At 70.7% G+C, this 18,137-nt stretch carries 18 protein-coding genes; 10 read left to right on the top strand and 8 right to left on the bottom strand.

Going from position 1 to position 18,137, the window contains the following annotated elements; all coding sequences use genetic code 11:
• Positions 1 to 17 precede the first annotated feature (17 nt).
• The 6 genes from gshA to G9Q37_RS16235 all read left to right on the top strand — a co-directional run bounded on the left by gshA (position 18) and on the right by G9Q37_RS16235 (position 6,806).
• Positions 18 to 1,310, top strand: a complete 1,293-nt coding sequence (gshA, locus tag G9Q37_RS16260; protein WP_166228757.1) for a glutamate--cysteine ligase — start codon at positions 18 to 20, stop codon at positions 1,308 to 1,310.
• Positions 1,311 to 1,448: 138 nt separating this feature from the next.
• Positions 1,449 to 3,320, top strand: coding sequence for a potassium transporter Kup (locus G9Q37_RS16255; RefSeq protein ID WP_166228755.1), 1,872 nt, complete (start codon positions 1,449 to 1,451; stop codon positions 3,318 to 3,320).
• A 31-nt stretch (positions 3,321 to 3,351) separates the two neighbouring features.
• Positions 3,352 to 4,542, top strand: a complete 1,191-nt coding sequence (locus G9Q37_RS16250; RefSeq protein WP_166228753.1) for a benzoate/H(+) symporter BenE family transporter — start codon at positions 3,352 to 3,354, stop codon at positions 4,540 to 4,542.
• Positions 4,539 to 5,489: a glutathione synthase gene (gshB, locus tag G9Q37_RS16245; protein ID WP_166228751.1), complete on the top strand. Its 951-nt coding sequence runs from the start codon at positions 4,539 to 4,541 to the stop codon at positions 5,487 to 5,489. Before G9Q37_RS16250 ends, gshB begins: the two co-directional genes overlap by 4 nt.
• Positions 5,486 to 6,268 carry a trypsin-like peptidase domain-containing protein gene (locus G9Q37_RS16240; protein ID WP_166228749.1) on the top strand — a complete coding sequence of 261 codons (783 nt, stop codon included), beginning with the start codon at positions 5,486 to 5,488 and terminating at the stop codon, positions 6,266 to 6,268. The genes gshB and G9Q37_RS16240 overlap by 4 nt, the downstream gene beginning before the upstream one ends.
• A gap of 82 nt (positions 6,269 to 6,350) precedes the next feature.
• Positions 6,351 to 6,806, top strand: a complete 456-nt coding sequence (locus G9Q37_RS16235; protein ID WP_166228747.1) for a hypothetical protein — start codon at positions 6,351 to 6,353, stop codon at positions 6,804 to 6,806.
• Here G9Q37_RS16235 and G9Q37_RS16230 read toward each other — a convergent pair whose 3' ends face one another.
• Together G9Q37_RS16230 and G9Q37_RS16225 are read right to left on the bottom strand one after the other, a co-directional pair.
• Positions 6,807 to 7,466 (bottom strand): peroxiredoxin, encoded by a 660-nt coding sequence (locus G9Q37_RS16230; RefSeq protein WP_166228745.1) that lies wholly within the window; start codon positions 7,464 to 7,466, stop codon positions 6,807 to 6,809.
• Positions 7,467 to 7,739: 273 nt separating this feature from the next.
• Positions 7,740 to 9,839 (bottom strand): TonB family protein, encoded by a 2,100-nt coding sequence (locus tag G9Q37_RS16225; protein ID WP_166228743.1) that lies wholly within the window; start codon positions 9,837 to 9,839, stop codon positions 7,740 to 7,742.
• 43 nt (positions 9,840 to 9,882) lie between these two features.
• On the opposite strand from G9Q37_RS16225, the gene G9Q37_RS16220 reads away from it, so the two are divergent.
• Positions 9,883 to 10,308 carry a VOC family protein gene (locus G9Q37_RS16220; RefSeq protein WP_166228741.1) on the top strand — a complete coding sequence of 142 codons (426 nt, stop codon included), beginning with the start codon at positions 9,883 to 9,885 and terminating at the stop codon, positions 10,306 to 10,308.
• Between the two features lie 10 nt (positions 10,309 to 10,318).
• On the opposite strand, the gene G9Q37_RS16215 is transcribed toward G9Q37_RS16220, so the two are convergent.
• The 6 genes from G9Q37_RS16215 to G9Q37_RS16190 form a co-directional block, all read right to left on the bottom strand.
• Positions 10,319 to 11,146, bottom strand: a complete 828-nt coding sequence (locus G9Q37_RS16215; RefSeq protein WP_166228739.1) for an ABC transporter permease — start codon at positions 11,144 to 11,146, stop codon at positions 10,319 to 10,321.
• Between the two features lie 15 nt (positions 11,147 to 11,161).
• On the bottom strand, positions 11,162 to 11,974 hold the full coding sequence (locus G9Q37_RS16210; RefSeq protein ID WP_166228737.1) for an ABC transporter ATP-binding protein: 813 nt from the start codon (positions 11,972 to 11,974) through the stop codon (positions 11,162 to 11,164).
• A gap of 1 nt (position 11,975) precedes the next feature.
• Positions 11,976 to 13,001, bottom strand: a complete 1,026-nt coding sequence (locus G9Q37_RS16205; RefSeq protein ID WP_166228735.1) for an ABC transporter substrate-binding protein — start codon at positions 12,999 to 13,001, stop codon at positions 11,976 to 11,978.
• A 120-nt stretch (positions 13,002 to 13,121) separates the two neighbouring features.
• Positions 13,122 to 13,886 (bottom strand): class II glutamine amidotransferase, encoded by a 765-nt coding sequence (locus G9Q37_RS16200; RefSeq protein ID WP_166228733.1) that lies wholly within the window; start codon positions 13,884 to 13,886, stop codon positions 13,122 to 13,124.
• 23 nt (positions 13,887 to 13,909) lie between these two features.
• On the bottom strand, positions 13,910 to 15,415 hold the full coding sequence (locus G9Q37_RS16195; protein ID WP_166228731.1) for an MFS transporter: 1,506 nt from the start codon (positions 15,413 to 15,415) through the stop codon (positions 13,910 to 13,912).
• Complete coding sequence (locus G9Q37_RS16190) at positions 15,412 to 15,570, bottom strand: cysteine-rich CWC family protein (protein ID WP_420810292.1); 159 nt, start codon at positions 15,568 to 15,570, stop codon at positions 15,412 to 15,414. Before G9Q37_RS16190 ends, G9Q37_RS16195 begins: the two co-directional genes overlap by 4 nt.
• A gap of 70 nt (positions 15,571 to 15,640) precedes the next feature.
• Between G9Q37_RS16190 and G9Q37_RS16185 the strand changes: the two genes are divergently transcribed.
• From G9Q37_RS16185 to G9Q37_RS16175, 3 genes are all read left to right on the top strand, one after another.
• Positions 15,641 to 16,393 carry a c-type cytochrome gene (locus tag G9Q37_RS16185; RefSeq protein ID WP_240936417.1) on the top strand — a complete coding sequence of 251 codons (753 nt, stop codon included), beginning with the start codon at positions 15,641 to 15,643 and terminating at the stop codon, positions 16,391 to 16,393.
• The gene (locus G9Q37_RS16180) at positions 16,390 to 17,667 is read left to right on the top strand and encodes a c-type cytochrome (RefSeq protein ID WP_166228727.1); all 1,278 of its coding nucleotides are present in this window, start codon (positions 16,390 to 16,392) and stop codon (positions 17,665 to 17,667) included. The genes G9Q37_RS16185 and G9Q37_RS16180 overlap by 4 nt, the downstream gene beginning before the upstream one ends.
• Positions 17,668 to 17,754: 87 nt before the next feature.
• Positions 17,755 to 18,120 carry an ATP synthase gene (locus G9Q37_RS16175; protein WP_166228725.1) on the top strand — a complete coding sequence of 122 codons (366 nt, stop codon included), beginning with the start codon at positions 17,755 to 17,757 and terminating at the stop codon, positions 18,118 to 18,120.
• The last annotated feature ends 17 nt before the right edge of the window (positions 18,121 to 18,137 follow it).

Below are 18,137 nucleotides of genomic sequence, written 5' to 3'. Positions count from 1 at the left end.
GGTCCCCCACGCCCACCATGGTTCCCCACCTCGTCACCGCCCTCACGGGTCCGATCAACGAGCTCGAGCAGCGCATCCTCGAATCCACCCCGGTGATCGAGCGCTGGTTCCGGCTCGAATGGATGGAGCACACGCCGCCCTTCTACACCTCGGTGGACGTGCGCAACGCGGGCTTCAAGCTTGCGCCGGTGGACACCAACCTGTTCCCCGGCGGCTGGAACCACCTCACGCCCGAGATGATTCCGCTCGCGGTGCAGGCGGCCATGGCGGCGATCGAGAAGATCTGCCCCGAGGCCAAGAGCCTGCTGCTGGTGCCCGAGAACGTGCGCGACACCTTCTACCTGAGCAACCTGGCCACGCTGCAGAAGATCTTCTACATGGCCGGCCTCAACGTGCGGCTGGGTTCGCTGTCCAACGAGATCACCGCGCCCACGAAGATCGACCTGCCCGACGGCAGCCAGGTCACGCTCGAGCCGCTGCAGCGCGGCAAGCGCCGCCTCGGGCTCAAGAACTTCGACCCCTGCACCATCGTGCTCAACACCGACCTCTCGGCCGGTGTGCCCGGCATCCTCGAGGACCTGCACGAGCAGTACCTGCTGCCGCCGCTGCACGCGGGCTGGCCCACGCGCCGCAAGAGCACGCACTTCAAGGCCTATGAAGAGGTGTCCAAGCGCTTCGGCAAGCTGCTGGGCATGGACCCGTGGCTCATCAACCCGCTGTTCAACCAGTGCGGCGAGGTCGATTTTTCGTCCGACGCCGGCCTGGAATGCCTGCGCAGCAACACCGACGCGCTGCTCACCAAGGTGCGCCGCAAGTACAAGGAATACGGCATCAACGAAAAGCCGTTCGTGGTGGTCAAGGCCGACAACGGCACGGGCGGCATGGGCATCATGACCGTGCGCGACGTCAAGGACATCGACAACCTCACGCCCAAGGCGCGCGCGCGCATGGGCACGGGGCAGGCCGGCCAGACCGTCACCGAGGTCATCATCCAGGAAGGCGTGCTCACGCACGAGCGCATCAACAGCGCCGTGGCCGAGCCGGTCGTCTACATGATGGACCGCTACGTGGTGGGCGGCTTCTACCGCATCCATGCCGAGCGCGGCGAAGACGAGAACCTCAACGCGCCGGGCTCGAGCTTCGTGCCGCTGGCCTTCGAGCAGAGCGCGCAACTGCCGCAGCCCGGCGTCAAACCCGGCGCCAGCGTGCCCAACCGCTTCTACATGTACGGCGTGATCGGCCGCCTGGCCATGCTCGCGGCCAGCTATGAGCTCGAAGCCACCGACCCCGAGGCCGAGAACCTCGATTGAGCGGCGGTTGCTGCGGCGCAACAAACCGCACGCCGCGGGCGGTTTAGGGCCGACTGCCCATGGCGCCGCCCAGGGCGCAAGGGCAGAATCCGCATCCTCTGAGCACACGCCCCACGACCCCGCGGTGGGGTTCTCCGCTTGAATTCCCGCGCTCCGTCTTCGCTGGCCGCCCTCACGCTCGGCGCCATCGGTGTGGTCTACGGCGACATCGGCACCAGCGTGCTGTACGCCGTCAAGGAGGTCTTCGGATCCGGCCACGTGCCCTTCACGCACGACAACGTGTATGGCGTGCTGTCCATCCTGTTCTGGACGCTCACCACCATCGTGTCGCTCAAGTACGTGCTGCTCGTGCTGCGCGCCGACAACGCGGGCGAGGGCGGACTGATCGCCATGCTCGCGCTGGCCGCGAACGCGGTGCACGACAAGCCCGCGCTGCGCCGCACCCTCATGGCCATCGGCATCTTCGGCACCTCGCTGTTCTATGGCGACGGCGTGATCACGCCCGCGATCTCGGTGCTCTCGGCCGTCGAAGGCCTGACCGTGATCTCGCCCGCGCTGCACCATTACGTGGTGCCGCTCACGCTGATCGTGCTGTTCGTGCTGTTCGCGGTGCAAAAGCGCGGCACCGGCGGCATCGGCCGCTACTTCGGGCCGATCACGCTGCTGTGGTTCGGCGCGATCGCGGTGCTCGGCGTGTCGCACATCGTCGACCACCCCGAGATCCTGGGCGCGCTCAGCCCGCACCACGCGTTGCGCTTCATGGTGCTGCAACCGGGCACCACCTTCATCATCCTGGGCGCGGTGGTGCTGTGCGTGACCGGCGCCGAAGCGCTGTATGCCGACCTCGGCCACTTCGGCAAGAAGCCGATCCGTCTGGCCTGGTTCTCGGTGGTGATGCCCTCGCTCACGCTCAACTACTTCGGCCAGGGCGCGCTGCTGCTGGCCGACCCCAGCGCGGTGAGCAACCCCTTCTTCCGCATGGCACCGGCCTGGGCGCTGCTGCCGCTCGTGGGCCTGGCCACGCTGGCCACGGTGATCGCGTCGCAGGCGCTGATCTCGGGCGCCTTCAGCGTGACCAAGCAGGCCATCCAGCTCGGCTACCTGCCGCGCCTGAACCTGCGCCACACCAGCGTGCGCGACACCGGGCAGATCTACATCCCGTTCGTGAACTGGGCGCTGTTCACCGCCATCGTGCTCGCGGTGGTGATGTTCAAATCCTCGAGCAACCTCGCGTCGGCCTACGGCATCGCGGTCACGCTCGACATGCTCATCACCACGGTGCTGACCTTCTTCGTCATCCGCTACGGCTGGAAGTACCCGCTGTGGCTGTGCGTGGCCGCCACCGGCGTGTTTTTCATGATCGACCTGGCCTTCTTCAGCTCGAACATGCTCAAGCTGTTCCAGGGCGGCTGGTTCCCGCTGCTGATCGGGGGCGCGGTGTTCACGCTCATGATGACCTGGAAGCAGGGCCGCGAACTGGTGTCCAAGGCCCAGCACGCCGAGGCGCTGGAGCTCGGCGGCTTCCTCGACGCGGTGTTCGTCGATCCGCCACTGCGCGTGCCCGGCGTGGCGGTGTTCCTCACGGCCGAACCGGGCATCGTGCCCAACGCGCTGCTGCACAACCTCAAGCACAACAAGGTGCTGCACGAGCAGAACCTGTTTGTCACCGTGCGGCCGCACCCGGTGCCCTGGATCGGCCTGAGCGAGCGGCTCGAGGTGCAGCCGCTGGGGCACGACTGCTGGGCCGTGACCATCCACTACGGCTTCAAGAACGACCCCGACGTGCCCGCGGCGCTCGAGCCCCTGCGCCTGCGCGGCTGCGAGCTCGAGCCCATGACCACGAGCTACTTCCTCTCGCGCGACGTGGTCACGCCCACGCTGGGCAGCGGCATGGCGCCCTGGCGCGAAAAACTGTTCGCGTCCATGCACCACAACGCGGCCGGTGCCGCGGCCTTCCTGAACCTGCCCACCAACGCGGTGATCGAGCTCGGCTCCAAGGTCGAGATCTGAGCCCCCCGCGCACCCCCGGCAGAATGCGGGCATGCGCTTCTTCCGCGACCTCAGTCTGTCCGCCGCCACCGCGGGCTTCGTGGCCGTGCTCGTGGGCTTCACGAGCTCGGTGGCCATCGTCTTCCAGGCCGCCCAGGCCTTCGGCGCCACACCCGCGCAGATCACCTCGTGGATGTGGGCCCTGGGCCTGGGCATGGGCCTGTGCTCGGCCATTCCCTCGCTGATCCTGCGCCAACCCGTGATGGTGGCCTGGAGCACGCCCGGCGCGGCCGTGCTCGCGAGCGCGGGGCTGGCGGGCGGCTTCAGCATGGCCGAGGCCATCGGGGCCTTCCTGATCTGCGGCGCGCTCATCACACTCGCGGGCGCCACCGGCTGGTTCGAACGCGTGATGAACCGCATCCCCATGGCGGTCGCGGCGGCGCTGCTCGCGGGGGTGCTTGCGCGCTTTGGCCTGCAGGCCTTCGGCGCGGCACAGACCGCACTGGCGCTGGTGGTGCTGATGCTGCTGGTGTACCTGCTGGCGCGCCGCCTCGCGCCGCGCTACGCGGTGGTGTTCACGCTGGTGGCGGGTGTGGCGCAGGTGCTGGCCACGGGCCGTTTCAACGCGGGCGCGCTCACGCTCGAATGGGCCGTGCCGGTGTTCACCGCGCCGCAGTTCAGCGTCGCGGCCTTCACCAGCCTGGCGCTGCCGCTGTTCATCGTCACCATGGCCTCGCAGAACCTGCCAGGCGTGGCGGCGATCCGCGCCGCGGGCTACGACATGCCGATCTCGCGCATCCTCACGGTCACGGGCATTGCCACGCTGGTGCTTGCGCCCTTCGGCGCCTTCGCGCTCAACCTCTCGGCCATCACCGCGGCCATCTGCATGGGGCCCGAGGCGCACCCCGACCGCGACAAGCGCTACACCGCGGCCGTGTTGTGCGGCGTGCTGTACCTGGCCGTGGGGCTGGTGGGCGCGCTGGTCACGGGCATGCTGATTGCCTTTCCCCGCGAGCTCGTGATGGCGATCGCGGGCATTGCCCTGCTGGGCAGCATCGGCGGTGGCTTGCACACCGCGCTGCAGGACGAGCGGCACCGCGAGGCCGCGCTCATCACGTTTCTCGTCACGCTCAGCGGCGTGGTGATCGCCGGCATCGGATCGGCCTTTTGGGGGGTGGTGGCCGGTGCCCTCGCGCTCTTTGTGCAACAGTACGGCGTCCCCCAAAAACCCACCCGCCCATGACGAAGAAGATCCTGGTCGTTGCCGACCCGCTCGAAGCCTTCAAGACCTACAAAGACAGCACCTTCGCCATGATGCGCGAGCTGCAGCGGCGCGGCCATGCGCTCGCCGCCTGCGAGCCGCGCCACCTGCAATGGGTCAGCGGCGGCCGCGTGACGGCGCAGGTGCGCCACCTTCGCCTCACGGGCGCGCTCGACGACTGGTTCGCCGTGACCGGTGAAGGCCGCGAGGCGCTCGCGGGCTTCGACGCCGTGCTCATGCGCAAGGACCCGCCCTTCGACAGCGAGTTCTTCTACGCCACCCACCTGCTCGAGCAGGCCGAGCGCGAAGGCACGCGCGTGTTCAACAAGCCCTCGGCGCTGCGCGACCACCCCGAAAAGCTCGCGCTGATGGAATGGCCGCAGTTCGCGCCGCCCACGCTGGTCACGCGCTCGGCCGACGACGTGCGCGCTTTCCACGCCGAGCACCGTGACGTGATCCTCAAGCCGCTCGACGGCATGGGTGGCATGGGCATTTTCCGCGTGCGCGACGACGGCCTGAACCTCGGCGCCATCGTGGAAACGCTCAACCAGGGCGGCGCCACGAGCGTGATGGTGCAGCGCTACCTGCCCGAGATCGCGCAGGGCGACAAGCGCCTGCTGCTCATCGGCGGCCAGGTGGCGCCCTTCGTGCTCGCGCGCATCCCGCAGGGCAGCGAGGTGCGCGGCAACCTCGCCGCGGGCGGCAAGGGCGTGGCGCAGCCGCTGTCCGACGACAACCGTGCCGTGGCCGAGGCCATGGCGCCCGTGCTGGCCGCGCGCGGCCTGCTGCTCGTGGGGCTGGACATGATCGGCAACCGCGTGACCGAGATCAACGTCACCAGCCCGACCTGCTTCCAGGAAATCCAGCAGCAGACCGGCTTCGACGTGCCCGCGATGTTCGTCGACGCGCTGGAGCGCGCCCTGGCATGAACCCGCCGGTCGATCCGCTGTTCTTCGCCGCGCCCAAGGTGGACACCTTTGCGGGCGCCCAGGCGCTCACCAACGCCAGCGGCTTCTTCTTCCGCCGCGGCGAGCAGCTGTTCCTGGCCACCAGCCGCCACGTGTTGGTGGACGAAGACAGCGCTCACCACCCGGACCGCATCGAGATCGTGCTGCACCTCGACACGCAGGACCTCACGCGCTGCACCGCGTTCTCCATTCCGCTGTTCAAGGATGGCGTGGCCACGTGGCGCCAGGGCCAGGACGGCGGCGGCGACATCGACGTGGCGGTGCTCGAACTCGACCAGTCGGCCCTGCCGGCGGACGCGATCGTCCATGCATTCACGCCCGAACACCTGGTGCGCGACTTCGACACCGTGCCGGTGGACGCCAACCTGTTCATCGTGGGCTTCCCGCTGGGCTTCCAGGACACGGTGCACCAGTTGCCCGTGCTGCGCCGCGCGGCCATGGCGTCGCCCTTCGGCATCCGCTTCCAGGGCCAGGGCATGTTCCTCACCGACGGGCGCGCGCACCGCGGCATCAGCGGCGCGCCCGTGGTCATGCGCGACCCCGCGCCGCGCGCGGCCACCGTGCCGCTGCCCTGGCGCCTGCTCGGCGTGCATTCCTCGCGCATGGACATGGGCAACCGCGACCGCGAGCTCGACGAATCGCTGGGCCTGAACTGCGCCTGGTACGCCGACATCCTGCTCACGCTCACCGAAGACCCGCCCGCGCCGGCCGCCGCCGACGCGCCGGCCCCTGGCGCCTGAGCGCAGGCGCGCCCATACCGGGGTATGGGGCGGCGCGGGCCGTCGCACACACTGCAGGCCCTTTCCACTTCCGGGTCTGCCCATGCGCCTTCACACTCGCCTTGTCTTCACCGCGCTGTTTTCGTCCCTCGTGCTGAGCGCGTGCGGCACCCGCCAGGCCCCGGTGGCCAGCGAGGCCCCCGCGGCCTCCGCAGCCCGAAGCGGGCCCGACACCCAGACCGCCACCTCGCGCGACGGTTCCTACCAGGGCGAGATCACGGGCACCGCGCGCCCGGGCAGCCGCTTCGCGCAACTGCGCATCGGCATGGACATGCAGGAGACGCAAGCGCTGCTGGGGCGTGCGCCCGACCGGCTGCATACCTACGAATCGGGCAAGCGCTGGATCCCGTTCTACTTCGGCAACGACGCGCGCCGCATGCAGGTGCTCTACCGGGGCGAAGGCTGCCTGATCTTCACGGGCGGCAACGTCTGGGGCAGCGCGGGTGGTGACCTGATCGGCATCCACCACGACGCTAGCGGCGCTTGCTACCAGCCCTGATCAGCGCGGCTGCTTGACGATGCGCAGGTAGGGTTTGGGCGCTTTCCAGCCGTCGGGGAAGAGCTTCTTGGCGTCCTCGTCGCTCACCGAGCCCGCGATGATCACGTCCTGCCCCTGGGTCCAGTTGGCCGGGGTGGCCACCTTGTGTTTCGCCGTGAGCTGCATCGAGTCGAGCACACGCAGGATCTCGTCGAAGTTGCGGCCCGTGGTCATGGGGTAGGTGAGCATCAACTTGATCTTCTTGTCGGGGCCGATGACGAAGACCGAGCGCACCGTGGCGTTGGTGGCCGCGGTGCGGCCGTCGGCCGTGCCGGGCTCTTCGGCAGGCAGCATGTTGTAGAGCTTGGCCACCTGGAGGTCGACGTCGCCGATCATCGGGTACTTCACCGCCGCGCCCTGCGTTTCCTCGATGTCGGCGACCCACTTGCCGTGGCTGTCCACCGGGTCGACCGACAGGCCGATGAGCTTGGCGTTGCGCTTGGTGAACTCGGGCTCGATGCGCGCCATGTAGCCGAGCTCGGTGGTGCACACCGGCGTGAAGTCCTTGGGGTGCGAGAACAGGATGGCCCACTGGTCGCCGATCCACTCGTGGAAGTCGATCGGGCCGTGCGTGGTGAGCGCGGTGAAATTCGGGGCGGTGTCGTTGATGCGAAGCGACATGGCGGGCTCCTGGCGGCGGTGGATGGAGCCCACCAGTGTGCGCAGATCACCCGCCGCTGTCGACGCCGCGGGCCGGGCAACCCTGCGCGCGACAGGTGCTTGGCGCCGGGATCTGCCGCCGGGCCGCCCCAAGGCAGATCAGCCCCCTCGGGGCTGAGCCCCGCGGCTCCGAGCCTGCCTGCGCAGGCTCGGACGGGGCGAAGAGGCGCTGACTCCGGCAGCGCCGCGGCCTGCAAGGCCTCGCGACCCGCGCAGCGGCGGAGCGTGGGGGCGTCAGTACAGACGGACCGCGACGTCGAAGTGCCAGCTGCGGCGGATTTCGACCACGTCGTACTGGCGCGCGAGGTTGGGCGGGAAGGGCGGGTAGTTGGCAAGGCTCTGCACGATGCGCGCAATGGCTTCGTCGATCGCGGGCACGCCGCTCGAGCGCACCAGGGTCACCGATTCCACCGAGCCGTCGCTGCGCACCGCGACCGTGACCACCGGGTCGGTGTGGCGCTGCCGGATGGCCTCGCGCACCGGGTCCAGGGCCGAGGGGTTCATCTGGATGCGTTGGGCGAAGGCCTCGCCATAGCGCACGAGGTCCTCGTTGGCGTCGACGCGCCCGAGCAGGCGCGCGCGGCGCAGCGGGCTGGCCGAGGGATCGCGCCGCGACTCGGCCTCGCGCCGCGCGGCCTCTTCGTTGAGCTGGCGCCCGATCTCGCGCAGCCGGGCCTCGCGCCGGGCCTCGTGCTCGTCGCGCTCGGCCTGGGCCCGGGCGGCGGCCTCGGCGCGAGCAGCCTCTGCGCGGGCTGCCTCGGCCTGGGCGGCAGCGGCCTGCGCCGCTTGCTGGCGTGCGGCCTCCGCCCGCGCGGCTTGCGCTGCGGCTGCCTGGGCGGCCTGCTGACGGGCCGCTTCTTGACGGGCCGCTTCTTGACGGGCCGCTTCTTGACGGGCCGCTTCTTGACGGGCCGCTTCTTGACGGGCCGCTTCTTGACGGGCCGCTTCTTGACGGGCCGCTTCTTGACGGGCCGCTTCTTGACGGGCCGCTTCTTGACGGGCCGCTTCTTGACGGGCCGCTTCTTGACGGGCCGCTTCTTGACGGGCCGCTTCTTGACGGGCCGCTTCTTGACGGGCCGCTTCTTGACGGGCCGCTTCTTGACGGGCCGCTTCTTGACGGGCCGCTTCTTGACGGGCCGCTTCTTGACGGGCCGCTTCTTGACGGGCCGCTTCTTGACGGGCCGCCGCCTGCTGCGCGGCGGCGGCCCGTTCCGCGGCCTGGCGGGCGGCCTCGCGTGCCTCGGCCTCACGGCGTGCCTGCTGCTCAGCCGCGGCGCGCTCGGCCGTCGCCGCACGCGCCGCTTCGGCGGCGACCCGTTGCGCTTCGGCCCGTTCGGCGTCGGCCCGAGCGGCCTCCTGGCGCGCCGCCTCTTCGCGCGCGGCGGCCTGGCGTTCGGCGTTGCGGCGCTCGATCTCGATCCGCGCCGCCTCAGCCCGGGCGGCTTCCTGCTGTTCGGCAACCTGGCGCGCGCTCTCGCGCCGCTCGCGCTCCTGGCGCGTGGCCTCGGCCTGCGCCGCGGCCTGCCGCAGCGCGTCCTGCCGCTCGACCTCCAGGCGCTCGCGCTCGGCCTGCGCGGCGCTTTCGCGGCGGGCCGCTTCCTGCGCAGCGGCCGCCTGCGCCGCTGCCTCGGCGCGCTCGATGTCCAGCCGCGCGGCCGCCTCGCGCTCGGCCGCCAGGCGGGCGGCTTCGGCGCGCGCGGCTTCAGCGCGGGCCGACGTCAGGCGCTCCGCTTCGGCCTGCGCCTCGGCCTGGCGCGTGGCTTCCGCCAGGCGCTGCGCCTGCTCCTGCGCGGCCTGCTCGCGCGCCGCTTCGCGCCGCTCGGTCTCGCGCCACTCGTTCGCCGATGGCGCGGCCTCCGCCGGGGCGGGCGGTTCGACCGGCACATCGGCCGTCGCGGGCGCGACCATGGCCAGCGCGGTCGCGGCCGGCGCGGGAGGCGCCTGGGGCGCGGGCGGGGCCGGCACCGCGGCGGGACCTGCCGAGGCCGCTGCAGATGGCAGGGGCGTCGGCGTCGCGGGCACGGGCGTTGCCGGGGCGGTGGCCGCGGCGCTTGGGCCGGGCGTGAGCCGCACGCGCAGCTCGGGCACTTCGGCGCGCCGCTCCTGCCAGGGCAGGCCGAAGCCCGGCAGGCCCAGACCCTGACCACCGAAGGTCAGGCCCAGCAGCAGCAGGTGCACGCCGAGCGACACGCCCCAGGCCAGCGCCTCGCGCCGCCGTTCGGACACCATGCCGCGGGGGCGCCAGCGTTCGGCCAGTTCCTGGGGCAGGGTCTGCACCGGCGGGCGTTCCAGCGGCGCAGGCCCCGAGGTGTCAGTGGTGTTTGCCGAACGCATGGCGCGCATTGTCCAATCCAAATCCGCTTTGAGGAGCCGACCCGTGAAACCCCGCATCTCCCTGCTCACCCTGGCCGTCGATGACCTCGAGCGCGCGCTGCGCTTCTACCGCGACGGCCTGGGCCTGGCCACCGAAGGCATCGTGGGCGCCGACATCGAGCACGGCGCCGTGGTCTTCTTCGAGCTCGAAGGCGGTCTGCGGCTCGCGCTGTTCCCGCACGCGAGCCTGGCGCGCGATGCCGGTCTGCCGCTGGCGGCCCGCGCCGGGGGCCCGCGCCTGAGCCTGGCGCACAACGTGGCCTCGAAGGCCGAGGTGGATGCCGTGATGGCGCAGGCCGCGGCCGCGGGGGGCGCGCTGGTCAAGCCCGCGCAGGCCACGTTCTGGGGCGGCTACGCGGGCTACTTCCAGGACCCGGACGGCCACCTGTGGGAGGTGGCCTGGAACCCGGCCTGGCCCGTGCCGGCCTGAGCCCGGGGGCTCAGAGCTTCTCGGTTTCGCCGGCCTTGGGCTGCCACTTCATCAGGCCCTTTTCGATCCGCCCCACCAGCCCGTCGAGCACGAGCGCGAAGGTGGTGAGTACCAGGATGCCGGCCATCACGGTGTTGATGTCGAACTGCCCTTCGGCCTGCAGGATGAGGTAGCCCACGCCCTGCGACGAGCCCAGGTACTCGCCCACCACCGCGCCCACGAAGGCCAGGCCCACGCTGGTGTGCAGCGAGCTGAACACCCAGCTCGTGGCGCTGGGCAGGTACACGTGGCGCAGCAGCTGCTTCTGGCTCGCGCCCAGCATGCGCGCGTTGGCCAGCACCACCGGGCTCACCTCTTTCACGCCCTGGTAGACGTTGAAGAACACGATGAAGAACACCAGCGTGACACCCAGTGCCACCTTGGAGCCCATGCCCAGCCCGAACCACACCGCGAAGATGGGCGCGAGGATGATGCGCGGCATGGAGTTGAGCGCCTTGATGTAGGGCTCGAGGATGGCCGAGGCCATGGGCGAGAGCGCCAGCCACAGCCCGCCCGCCAGGCCGGTGACCGCGCCGATGCCGAAGGCCATGAGCGTTTCGGCGAGCGTGACCCACAGGTGCACGTAGATGTCGGCATCGGTCACGAACCAGGCCCAGATGCGCGCGAAGATCTTCAGCGGTTCGCCGAAGAAGAACGCGGCCTGGCGGTCGTTGTCGAACATGAAGGTGGGCACCAGACCGGGCTTGGTCATCACGTGCCAGAACACGAAGATCAGCACCAGCAGGCCGAGCTGCCAGAGCCGCAGGTTGCCCGGTCGGGGCTTGAGAAACTTCCACATGGCGGGTGCGCGGCCTCAGGCGGCCTTCTGCAGTTGTTGCTGGTAACCCTTGAGCACCTCGTCGCGCAGCACGGCCCAGATGGCGGCGTGCAGCTCGAGGAAGCGCGGCGTGGTCTTGACCTCGGCGACATCGCGCGGGCGCGGGATGTCGATGGCGAACTCGCCGATGGGGCGGCTGGCCGGGCCGGCCGACATCACCACCACGCGGTCGCTCATGGCAATGGCCTCGTCGAGGTCGTGCGTGATGAACAGCACCGCCTTTTTCTTGCGCGCCCAGAGCTCCAGCACCTCGTTTTCCATCAGCTGGCGCGTCTGGATGTCGAGCGCCGAGAAGGGCTCGTCCATGAGGATGATGTCGGGGTCGAGCACCAGGGTCTGCGCGAGCGAGGTGCGCTTGCGCATGCCGCCGCTCATCTGGTGCGGGTAGCGGTCGCCGAAGCCGCCCAGGCCCACGCGGCGCAGCCAGTCGTCGGCCTGCGCGCGCGCCTCGGCGTCGGGCACGCCGCGGAACTGCAGGCCGGCCATGACGTTGTCGAGCGCGGTGCGCCAGGGCATGAGGCTCTCGGCCTGGAACATGTAGCCCGCGCGCGCATTGATGCCCTGGAGCGGCTCGCCGAAGATGCGCGCGCTGCCCTTGCTGGGTTCGAGCAGCCCGGCCGCGACGTTGAGCAGCGTGCTCTTGCCACAGCCGGTGGGGCCCACCACGCTCACGAATTCGCCTTCGCCCACGCGCAGGTCGACGTTGTCGACCGCGGTGTAGCGCTGGCCGGGCGCGTCCTTGCTGATGAAGGTGCAGGCCACGCCCTGCAGTTCGATCGCTGCCGTCATCTCAGCCCTTGGGGTACTTGGCCACGGCCTTCTGCACGAAGCTGTTGGTGTAGACGGCGTTGAGGTCGAGCTTGGCCTTCGCGATCTCGGCGTCCACGCTGCCCAGCGCGCGGAACGCGGTGTCGGCGCCCTTGGCCGGGATGCTGCCGTCGGGCGAGAGCGCCTTCTGCGCGGCCAGGAAGCCGTCGATGTAGACCGCGCGGTCGCCGAGCAGGTAGCTCTCGGGGACCACCTTGATGATGTCACCCGGGCCGGCCTGCTGGATCCACTTGTTGGCGCGCACCATGGCGTTGGTCATGGCCTGCACCGTGTTGGGGTTCCTGTCCACGAAGGCCTGCGGGGCGTACAGACAGCCCGCGGGCATGGGACCGCCGAAGACCTTCTCGGCCTCGCTCACGATGCGCGTGTCGGTCACGACCTTGAGGTCGCCCGAGCGCTGCAGCAGCGTGATCACCGGGTCGAGGTTGCTGATGGCGTCGATCTGGCCCGCGCGCATGGCGGCCACGGCGCCATTGCTCGCGCCCACGCCCACGATGCTCACATCGGAAGGCTTGAGGCCGGCCTTGGCGAGCACGAAGTTCACCAGCACGTTGGTGGAGCTGCCCGGCGCGGTCACGCCGATCTTCTTGCCCTTGAGGTCGGCCACGCTCTTGTAGTTGGCCATGGTCTTGGGGTTGACGCCGAGCACGATCTGCGGCGCCAGGCCTTGCAGCACGAAGGCGCGCATGGGCTGGCCCTTGAACTGCATGTTCACCGTGTGCTCGAAGGCGCCCGAGACCACGTCGGCGCTGCCGCCGACCACGGCCTGCAGCGCACGCGCGCCGCCCGCGAAATCGACGATGGTGAGGTCCAGGCCTTCCTGCTTGAAGTAGCCGAGCTGCTCGGCGATGGTCAGGGGCAGGTAGTAGAAGAGGTTCTTGCCGCCCACGGCGATGGTGCACTTGGGCTTCTCCAGCGCCTGCGCGAACGAGAGCGAGGGCAGGCTGGCGGCGGCGATCCCGCCGGCGATGAAATGGCGTCGTTGCATGCGTGTCTCCTGGTGTCGGATGAGGTCGGCGACCCCGTGCGGGGGCACGCGGGGATCATAGACCCGAGGGGTATGCCCGCGGTCCGCCCGGGCATCAGGGATGGCCCTAGGGGCCGGGGCTCACTCGAGCGGCAGGCCGTCGACGAAGACCTTGAGCTCGTTGGGCTGGAACGCGGTCCACTGCTCGTTGCTGGTGAGCGGTGTGGTCACGATCACGGCGGCGCGGTCGCCCGGCTGGTTCATGGTGGCGAAGTCCACCGTCCAGTCGCAGTCCTTGAGGGTGGCCAGCGCGAACGGGTGCTGGCGCACCAGCCAGTGCAGGTTCGTGCTGCAGTGGGCCCAGAGCGCCTCGCCGTTGGACAGCAGGAAGTTGAAGTTGCCGAAGCGCGTGACCTGGGGGATCAGCTCGCGCAGCGTGGCCGTGAGCTCGCGCACGCTGGGCAGGCCCGCGTGCGACTTGTGCAGCTCCTGCATGAGCCAGCAGAACGCGCGCTCGCTGTCGGTGGTGCCCACGGGGCGGAAGTGGCTGTGCAGCTTGGGTTCGTAGTCCTTGAGGTCGCCGTTGTGCGCGAACACCCATTGCCGGCCCCAGAGCTCGCGCACGAAGGGGTGCGCGTTCTCGAGCGCCACCTCGCCGACGGTGGCCTTGCGCACGTGGGCCACGATGTTGCGGCTCTTGAGCGGGTAGGCCTGCAGGAACTGCGCCATGGGCGACTGCGCGGCGCTTTCGTGGTCGAGGAAGAGCCGCAGGCCCTTGCCCTCGAAGAAGGCGATGCCCCAGCCGTCGGCGTGGTGGTCGGTGTTGCCGCCGCGTTCACGGAAGCCGGTGAAGCTGAAGGTGGCGTCGGTGGGCGTGGCGCAGTTGAGACCGAGCAGTTGGCACATGGGATGTGGGTAACGGTGGCGCCCTATTTTGCGTTCGGCCCGGCCCTGAGCTTGAGTGCGGCGATGAGCGCGAAGCCGCAGATGACGGCCAGCAGCAGGAAGGTTTCGTCGAAGGCGCGCAGCCGGTCGGGGCTGGCCTGCTGGGCGGAGAGCACCTGGCCGTGCGCCGCCAGCCGCCACTCGAGGAAGATGCCGCACAGGCTCACGCCCGCCGCGCCGCCGAGCATGCGCAGGAAGTTGATCACGCTCGAGCCCTGCGGGATGTGCGTGTGCTCAAGGCCTCGCATGGCGCCGATGTTGAGCGAGGGCAGGATGAAGCCCAGCCCGATGCGGCCCACGATGGCCCACACGATCAGCAGCGGGATGATGGCGCCGGCGCGGTCGAGGCGGATGGTGGTCATGAGTGCGAACGAAGCCGCGAGCAGCAGCACCCCGATGCTCACCAGCCGGTGCGTGGGCTGGTGGTCGGCCAGCCGGCCCACGCCCGCGATGGTCAGGGCCAGCACCAGCCCCGAGGGCAGCAGCACCGTGCCCACCACCGACGGCGACAGCTGCAGGCCCATCTGCATGTAGACCGGCAGCAGGTAGGTGGAGCCGAACAGCGCGATGCCGTAGATGAAGGCCACGATGCTGCCCATGGCGAAGCGCCGGTCGCGGAACAGCGAGAGGTTCATGAGCGGGTCCTGGCCGCGGTGCGGGTGCTGCTGGCGCAGCCGCAGCGTGCGCCGCTCCAGCCACACGAAGGCGAACAGCAGGCCCAGCGACGCGGCGAGCAGCGCCGAGGCGGCGGCTGGCGTGCCGCCCTGCAGCTCCACCAGGCCGTTGAGCAGGCACAGCGTGCCCACCGCGGCCAGCAGCAGGCCGCGCCAGTCGAGCCCGGCGCCCGCGCGGTTGGCCGCGCCGCCGCCCGGCGCCGTGGTGGGGATGAGCTTCTTCGCGAGCCAGAGCGACACGATGCAGAAGGGCACCACCATGAAGAAGATGGACCGCCAGCCGAACAGATCGACCAGCACGCCGCCGATGCTGGGCCCCAGCGCCGGCGCCAGCACCACGCCCATGCCGAAGATGCCGCTGGCGCGGCCCTGCTCGTTCGACTCGAAGGCGCGCAGGATGATGATCGCCGGAATGGGCTGCACCACGCCGGCGGCGAGGCCCTCGGCCACGCGCGCGGCCAGCACCAGCGGGTAGTTGTTCGCCAGGCCGCCGGCCACGCCGCCCACCAGCAACAGCCACATGCAGCCCTCGTAGGTGCGGCGGTAGCCGTAGCGCGCGAGCAGCCAGGGCGTGGTGAGCATGGACACCGTCATGGCCGCCATGAAGCCCGAGGTGACCCACTGCGCGCGTTCCTGTCCGAGGGTGAAGTGGTGGCTCATGTCGGGAATGGCCACGTTCACCACCGTGGACGACATGATCGAGGCCATGGTGCCCACCATCACCGCGAGCAGCAGCAGCCAGCGGTAGCGCGGGCCGTAGCGCTCGCGCAGGGCGGGCAGGCTGCTGGGGTCCGGGGCTTGTTCGGGCGCGGTCATCGGGCGGCGTCCAGCGCGGCTTTCACGCAGGCGGGACAAATGCAGGCCGCTGCTCGCGCGGCCTCGGGCAGCCGCGCGAGCAGCGCGGGCGTGAAGGTCTCGCTCACGCACCAGCAGGGCGGCTGGGGCACGCCGGTGGCCCGTTCGATTTCCATCGCGCAGCGGTTGTCGCCCCCGCACAGCGGGCAGCGCTCGGGGTCTATCGGTGGAGGCGGGTGCGTGGGCATGGCGGGTGAGGGGCGCGTGCTGTGTTACGGTCGGCGCGTGATCCGCTTTGCCATTGTCGCCGCAGCGCTGGCGGCCACCGCCGCCCAGGCGCAGATTCCCCGCTCCACCCCCGTCCGTGTGCCCGACACACTCGCCGCGCGCGTGCAGGCCTGCACCGCCTGCCACGGCGAGCAGGGCCGGGCCACGCCCGACGGCTACTTCCCGCGCATCGCGGGCAAGCCCGCGGCCTACCTGCACAACCAGCTGCGCCATTTCCAGGCCGGCCGGCGCCAGGCCGTGGGCATGACCTCGCTGCTCGACCACCTCGACGACGCCTACCTGGGCGACATCGCCGCGCACTTCGCGGATCTGCACCTGCCCTACCCGCCCCCCGCGCCGGCGCAGGGCACGCCCGAGCAGCGCGCGCGCGGGGAGCGACTGGTGCGCGTGGGCGACCCGTCCAGGAACCTGCCCTCGTGCAACAGCTGCCACGGCGAGCGCATGACCGGCGTGCAGCCCGCGATCCCCGGACTGCTCGGTTTGCCACGCGACTACCTGATCGGCCAGCTGGGTGCGTGGCAGACCGGCATGCGCCGCGCCACGGCGCCGGACTGCATGGCCGTGATCGCCCAGCGCCTGAGCGGCGACGACGTGAGCGCCGTGGCGAGCTGGCTGGCCGCGCAACCCCTGGGTGCCGACGCCCGGCCCCTGGACCGCCTGCCGGCGCCGCTGCCCCTGCGCTGCGGCAGCGACCTCGGGGGCGTGCGATGACGCGCCGACTGCTGGTGATCGCCGCGACCGCGCTGTTGCTGGTGGCCGCGGCCTTTGCGTGGGTCGTGCTGCGCGAGCTGCGCCCGGCTCCGCTGGTCGACGGCCCGGAGCCCGTGGCCACCCCCGCGCTGATCGAGCGCGGCCAACTGCTCGCGCGCGGCGGCAACTGCATGGCCTGCCACACCGCGCGCGGCGGCCCGCCCTGGGCGGGCGGACACCCGGTGCACACGCCTTTCGGCGCGCTCATCAGCAGCAACCTCACGCCACACCCCAGCGGCCTGGGCGCATGGACCGCGGCCGAATTCCACCGCGCCCTGCACCACGGCCAATCGCGCGACGGCCGCCTGCTGTACCCGGCCTTCCCTTACAACCACACCACGCGCCTGTCGCGCGCCGACACCGACGCGCTGTTCGTCTACCTGCGCACGCTGTCGCCGGTCGATCGGCCGCGCGAGCCGCACCGGCTGGGCTTTCCCTACAACCAGCCGATCGCGCTGGCGGTGTGGCGCGCCCTGTTCTTCACGCCTGCCGAACACCGCGACGACCCGGCGCGCAGCGCCGAATGGAACCGCGGCGCGTGGTGGGTGGAAGGCGTGGCCCATTGCGCGGCCTGCCACCGCGAGAGCGGCGTGCTCGAAAGTCCGGGCCTGGCGCTGGCGGGCGGGCTCATGCCCGATGGCGCGTGGACCGCGCCCTCGCTGCGCGATCCGGCCGAAGCGGGTGTGCAGGACTGGAGCGTGGAGGCGATCGTCGAACTGCTGCGCGGCGGCCGCAATGCCCACGCCAGTGTCGCCGGGCCCATGGCCGAGGTGGTGCGCCATGGCACGCAGCACCTGCCCGAGGCGGATCTGCGCGCGATCGCCGTCTACCTCCAGCAGGTGCCGAGAGAGCCGGTGGCGCGCCACGACGAAGCGGCACCCGCCCGCCTGCTGACGCTGGGCGCGCGCGTGTACGAGCAGCGCTGCGCGCAGTGCCATGGCGACCAGGGCGAAGGCGCGTGGGCCGAGGGCGCACCGGCGGATGGCCCCTGGGCGTTTCCCCCGCTGGCGGGCAGCCGAGCCGTCACGCAGGCCTCACCCGTGAACCTGCTGCGCTGGGTGCTCGATGGCGGCTACGGCCCCAGCACCGCGGACCATCCCCGGCCCTGGGGCATGCCGCCGTTCCGCGGCCTGCTCACGGACGAAGAGATTGCCGCTGTCGCCAGCCACGTGCGGCAGGCCTGGGGCAACCGCGCGGGCGGCGTGGACACGCTGCAAGTGCAGCGCCTGCGCTGAGGCGCTGTGCGCCCGCGCGGACAAAACACCTTACTGTGACCGTTCATCGTCCATCGGGACTACACGGTGCTGGTGGAGGGCGACGACATGACCGAACCCGTGGCCGACGAGACGCGCTCGATCCTCGACGGACACATCGTGCTCTCCCGCAAGCTGGGCGCGATGAACCACTACCCGGCGATCGACGTGCTGGCGTCGTCGTCGCGCGTCATGAGCGCCTTGGTCGGCGCCGAGCACCGGGCCGCGGCCGGGCGCGTGCGCGAGTGGCTCGCCAAGTACGAAGAGATCGAACTGCTGATCAAGGTGGGCGAGTACAAGAAGGGCGCCGATCGCGTGGCCGACCTGGCCATAGAAAAGCGCGAGGCCATCCTCGCCTACCTGCGCCAGGACATGTACGAACGCTGCGGCTTCGACGAAGCCTTGGCGCGCCTGCGCCAACTGGCCGGGCGCTGATTTCCGACTCCCACGGC

It is taken from the genome of Hydrogenophaga crocea, assembly GCF_011388215.1.
GTDB classification, from domain to species: Bacteria; Pseudomonadota; Gammaproteobacteria; order Burkholderiales; family Burkholderiaceae_C; genus Hydrogenophaga; species Hydrogenophaga crocea.
This window is presented reverse-complemented; position numbering and strand designations above follow the sequence as displayed.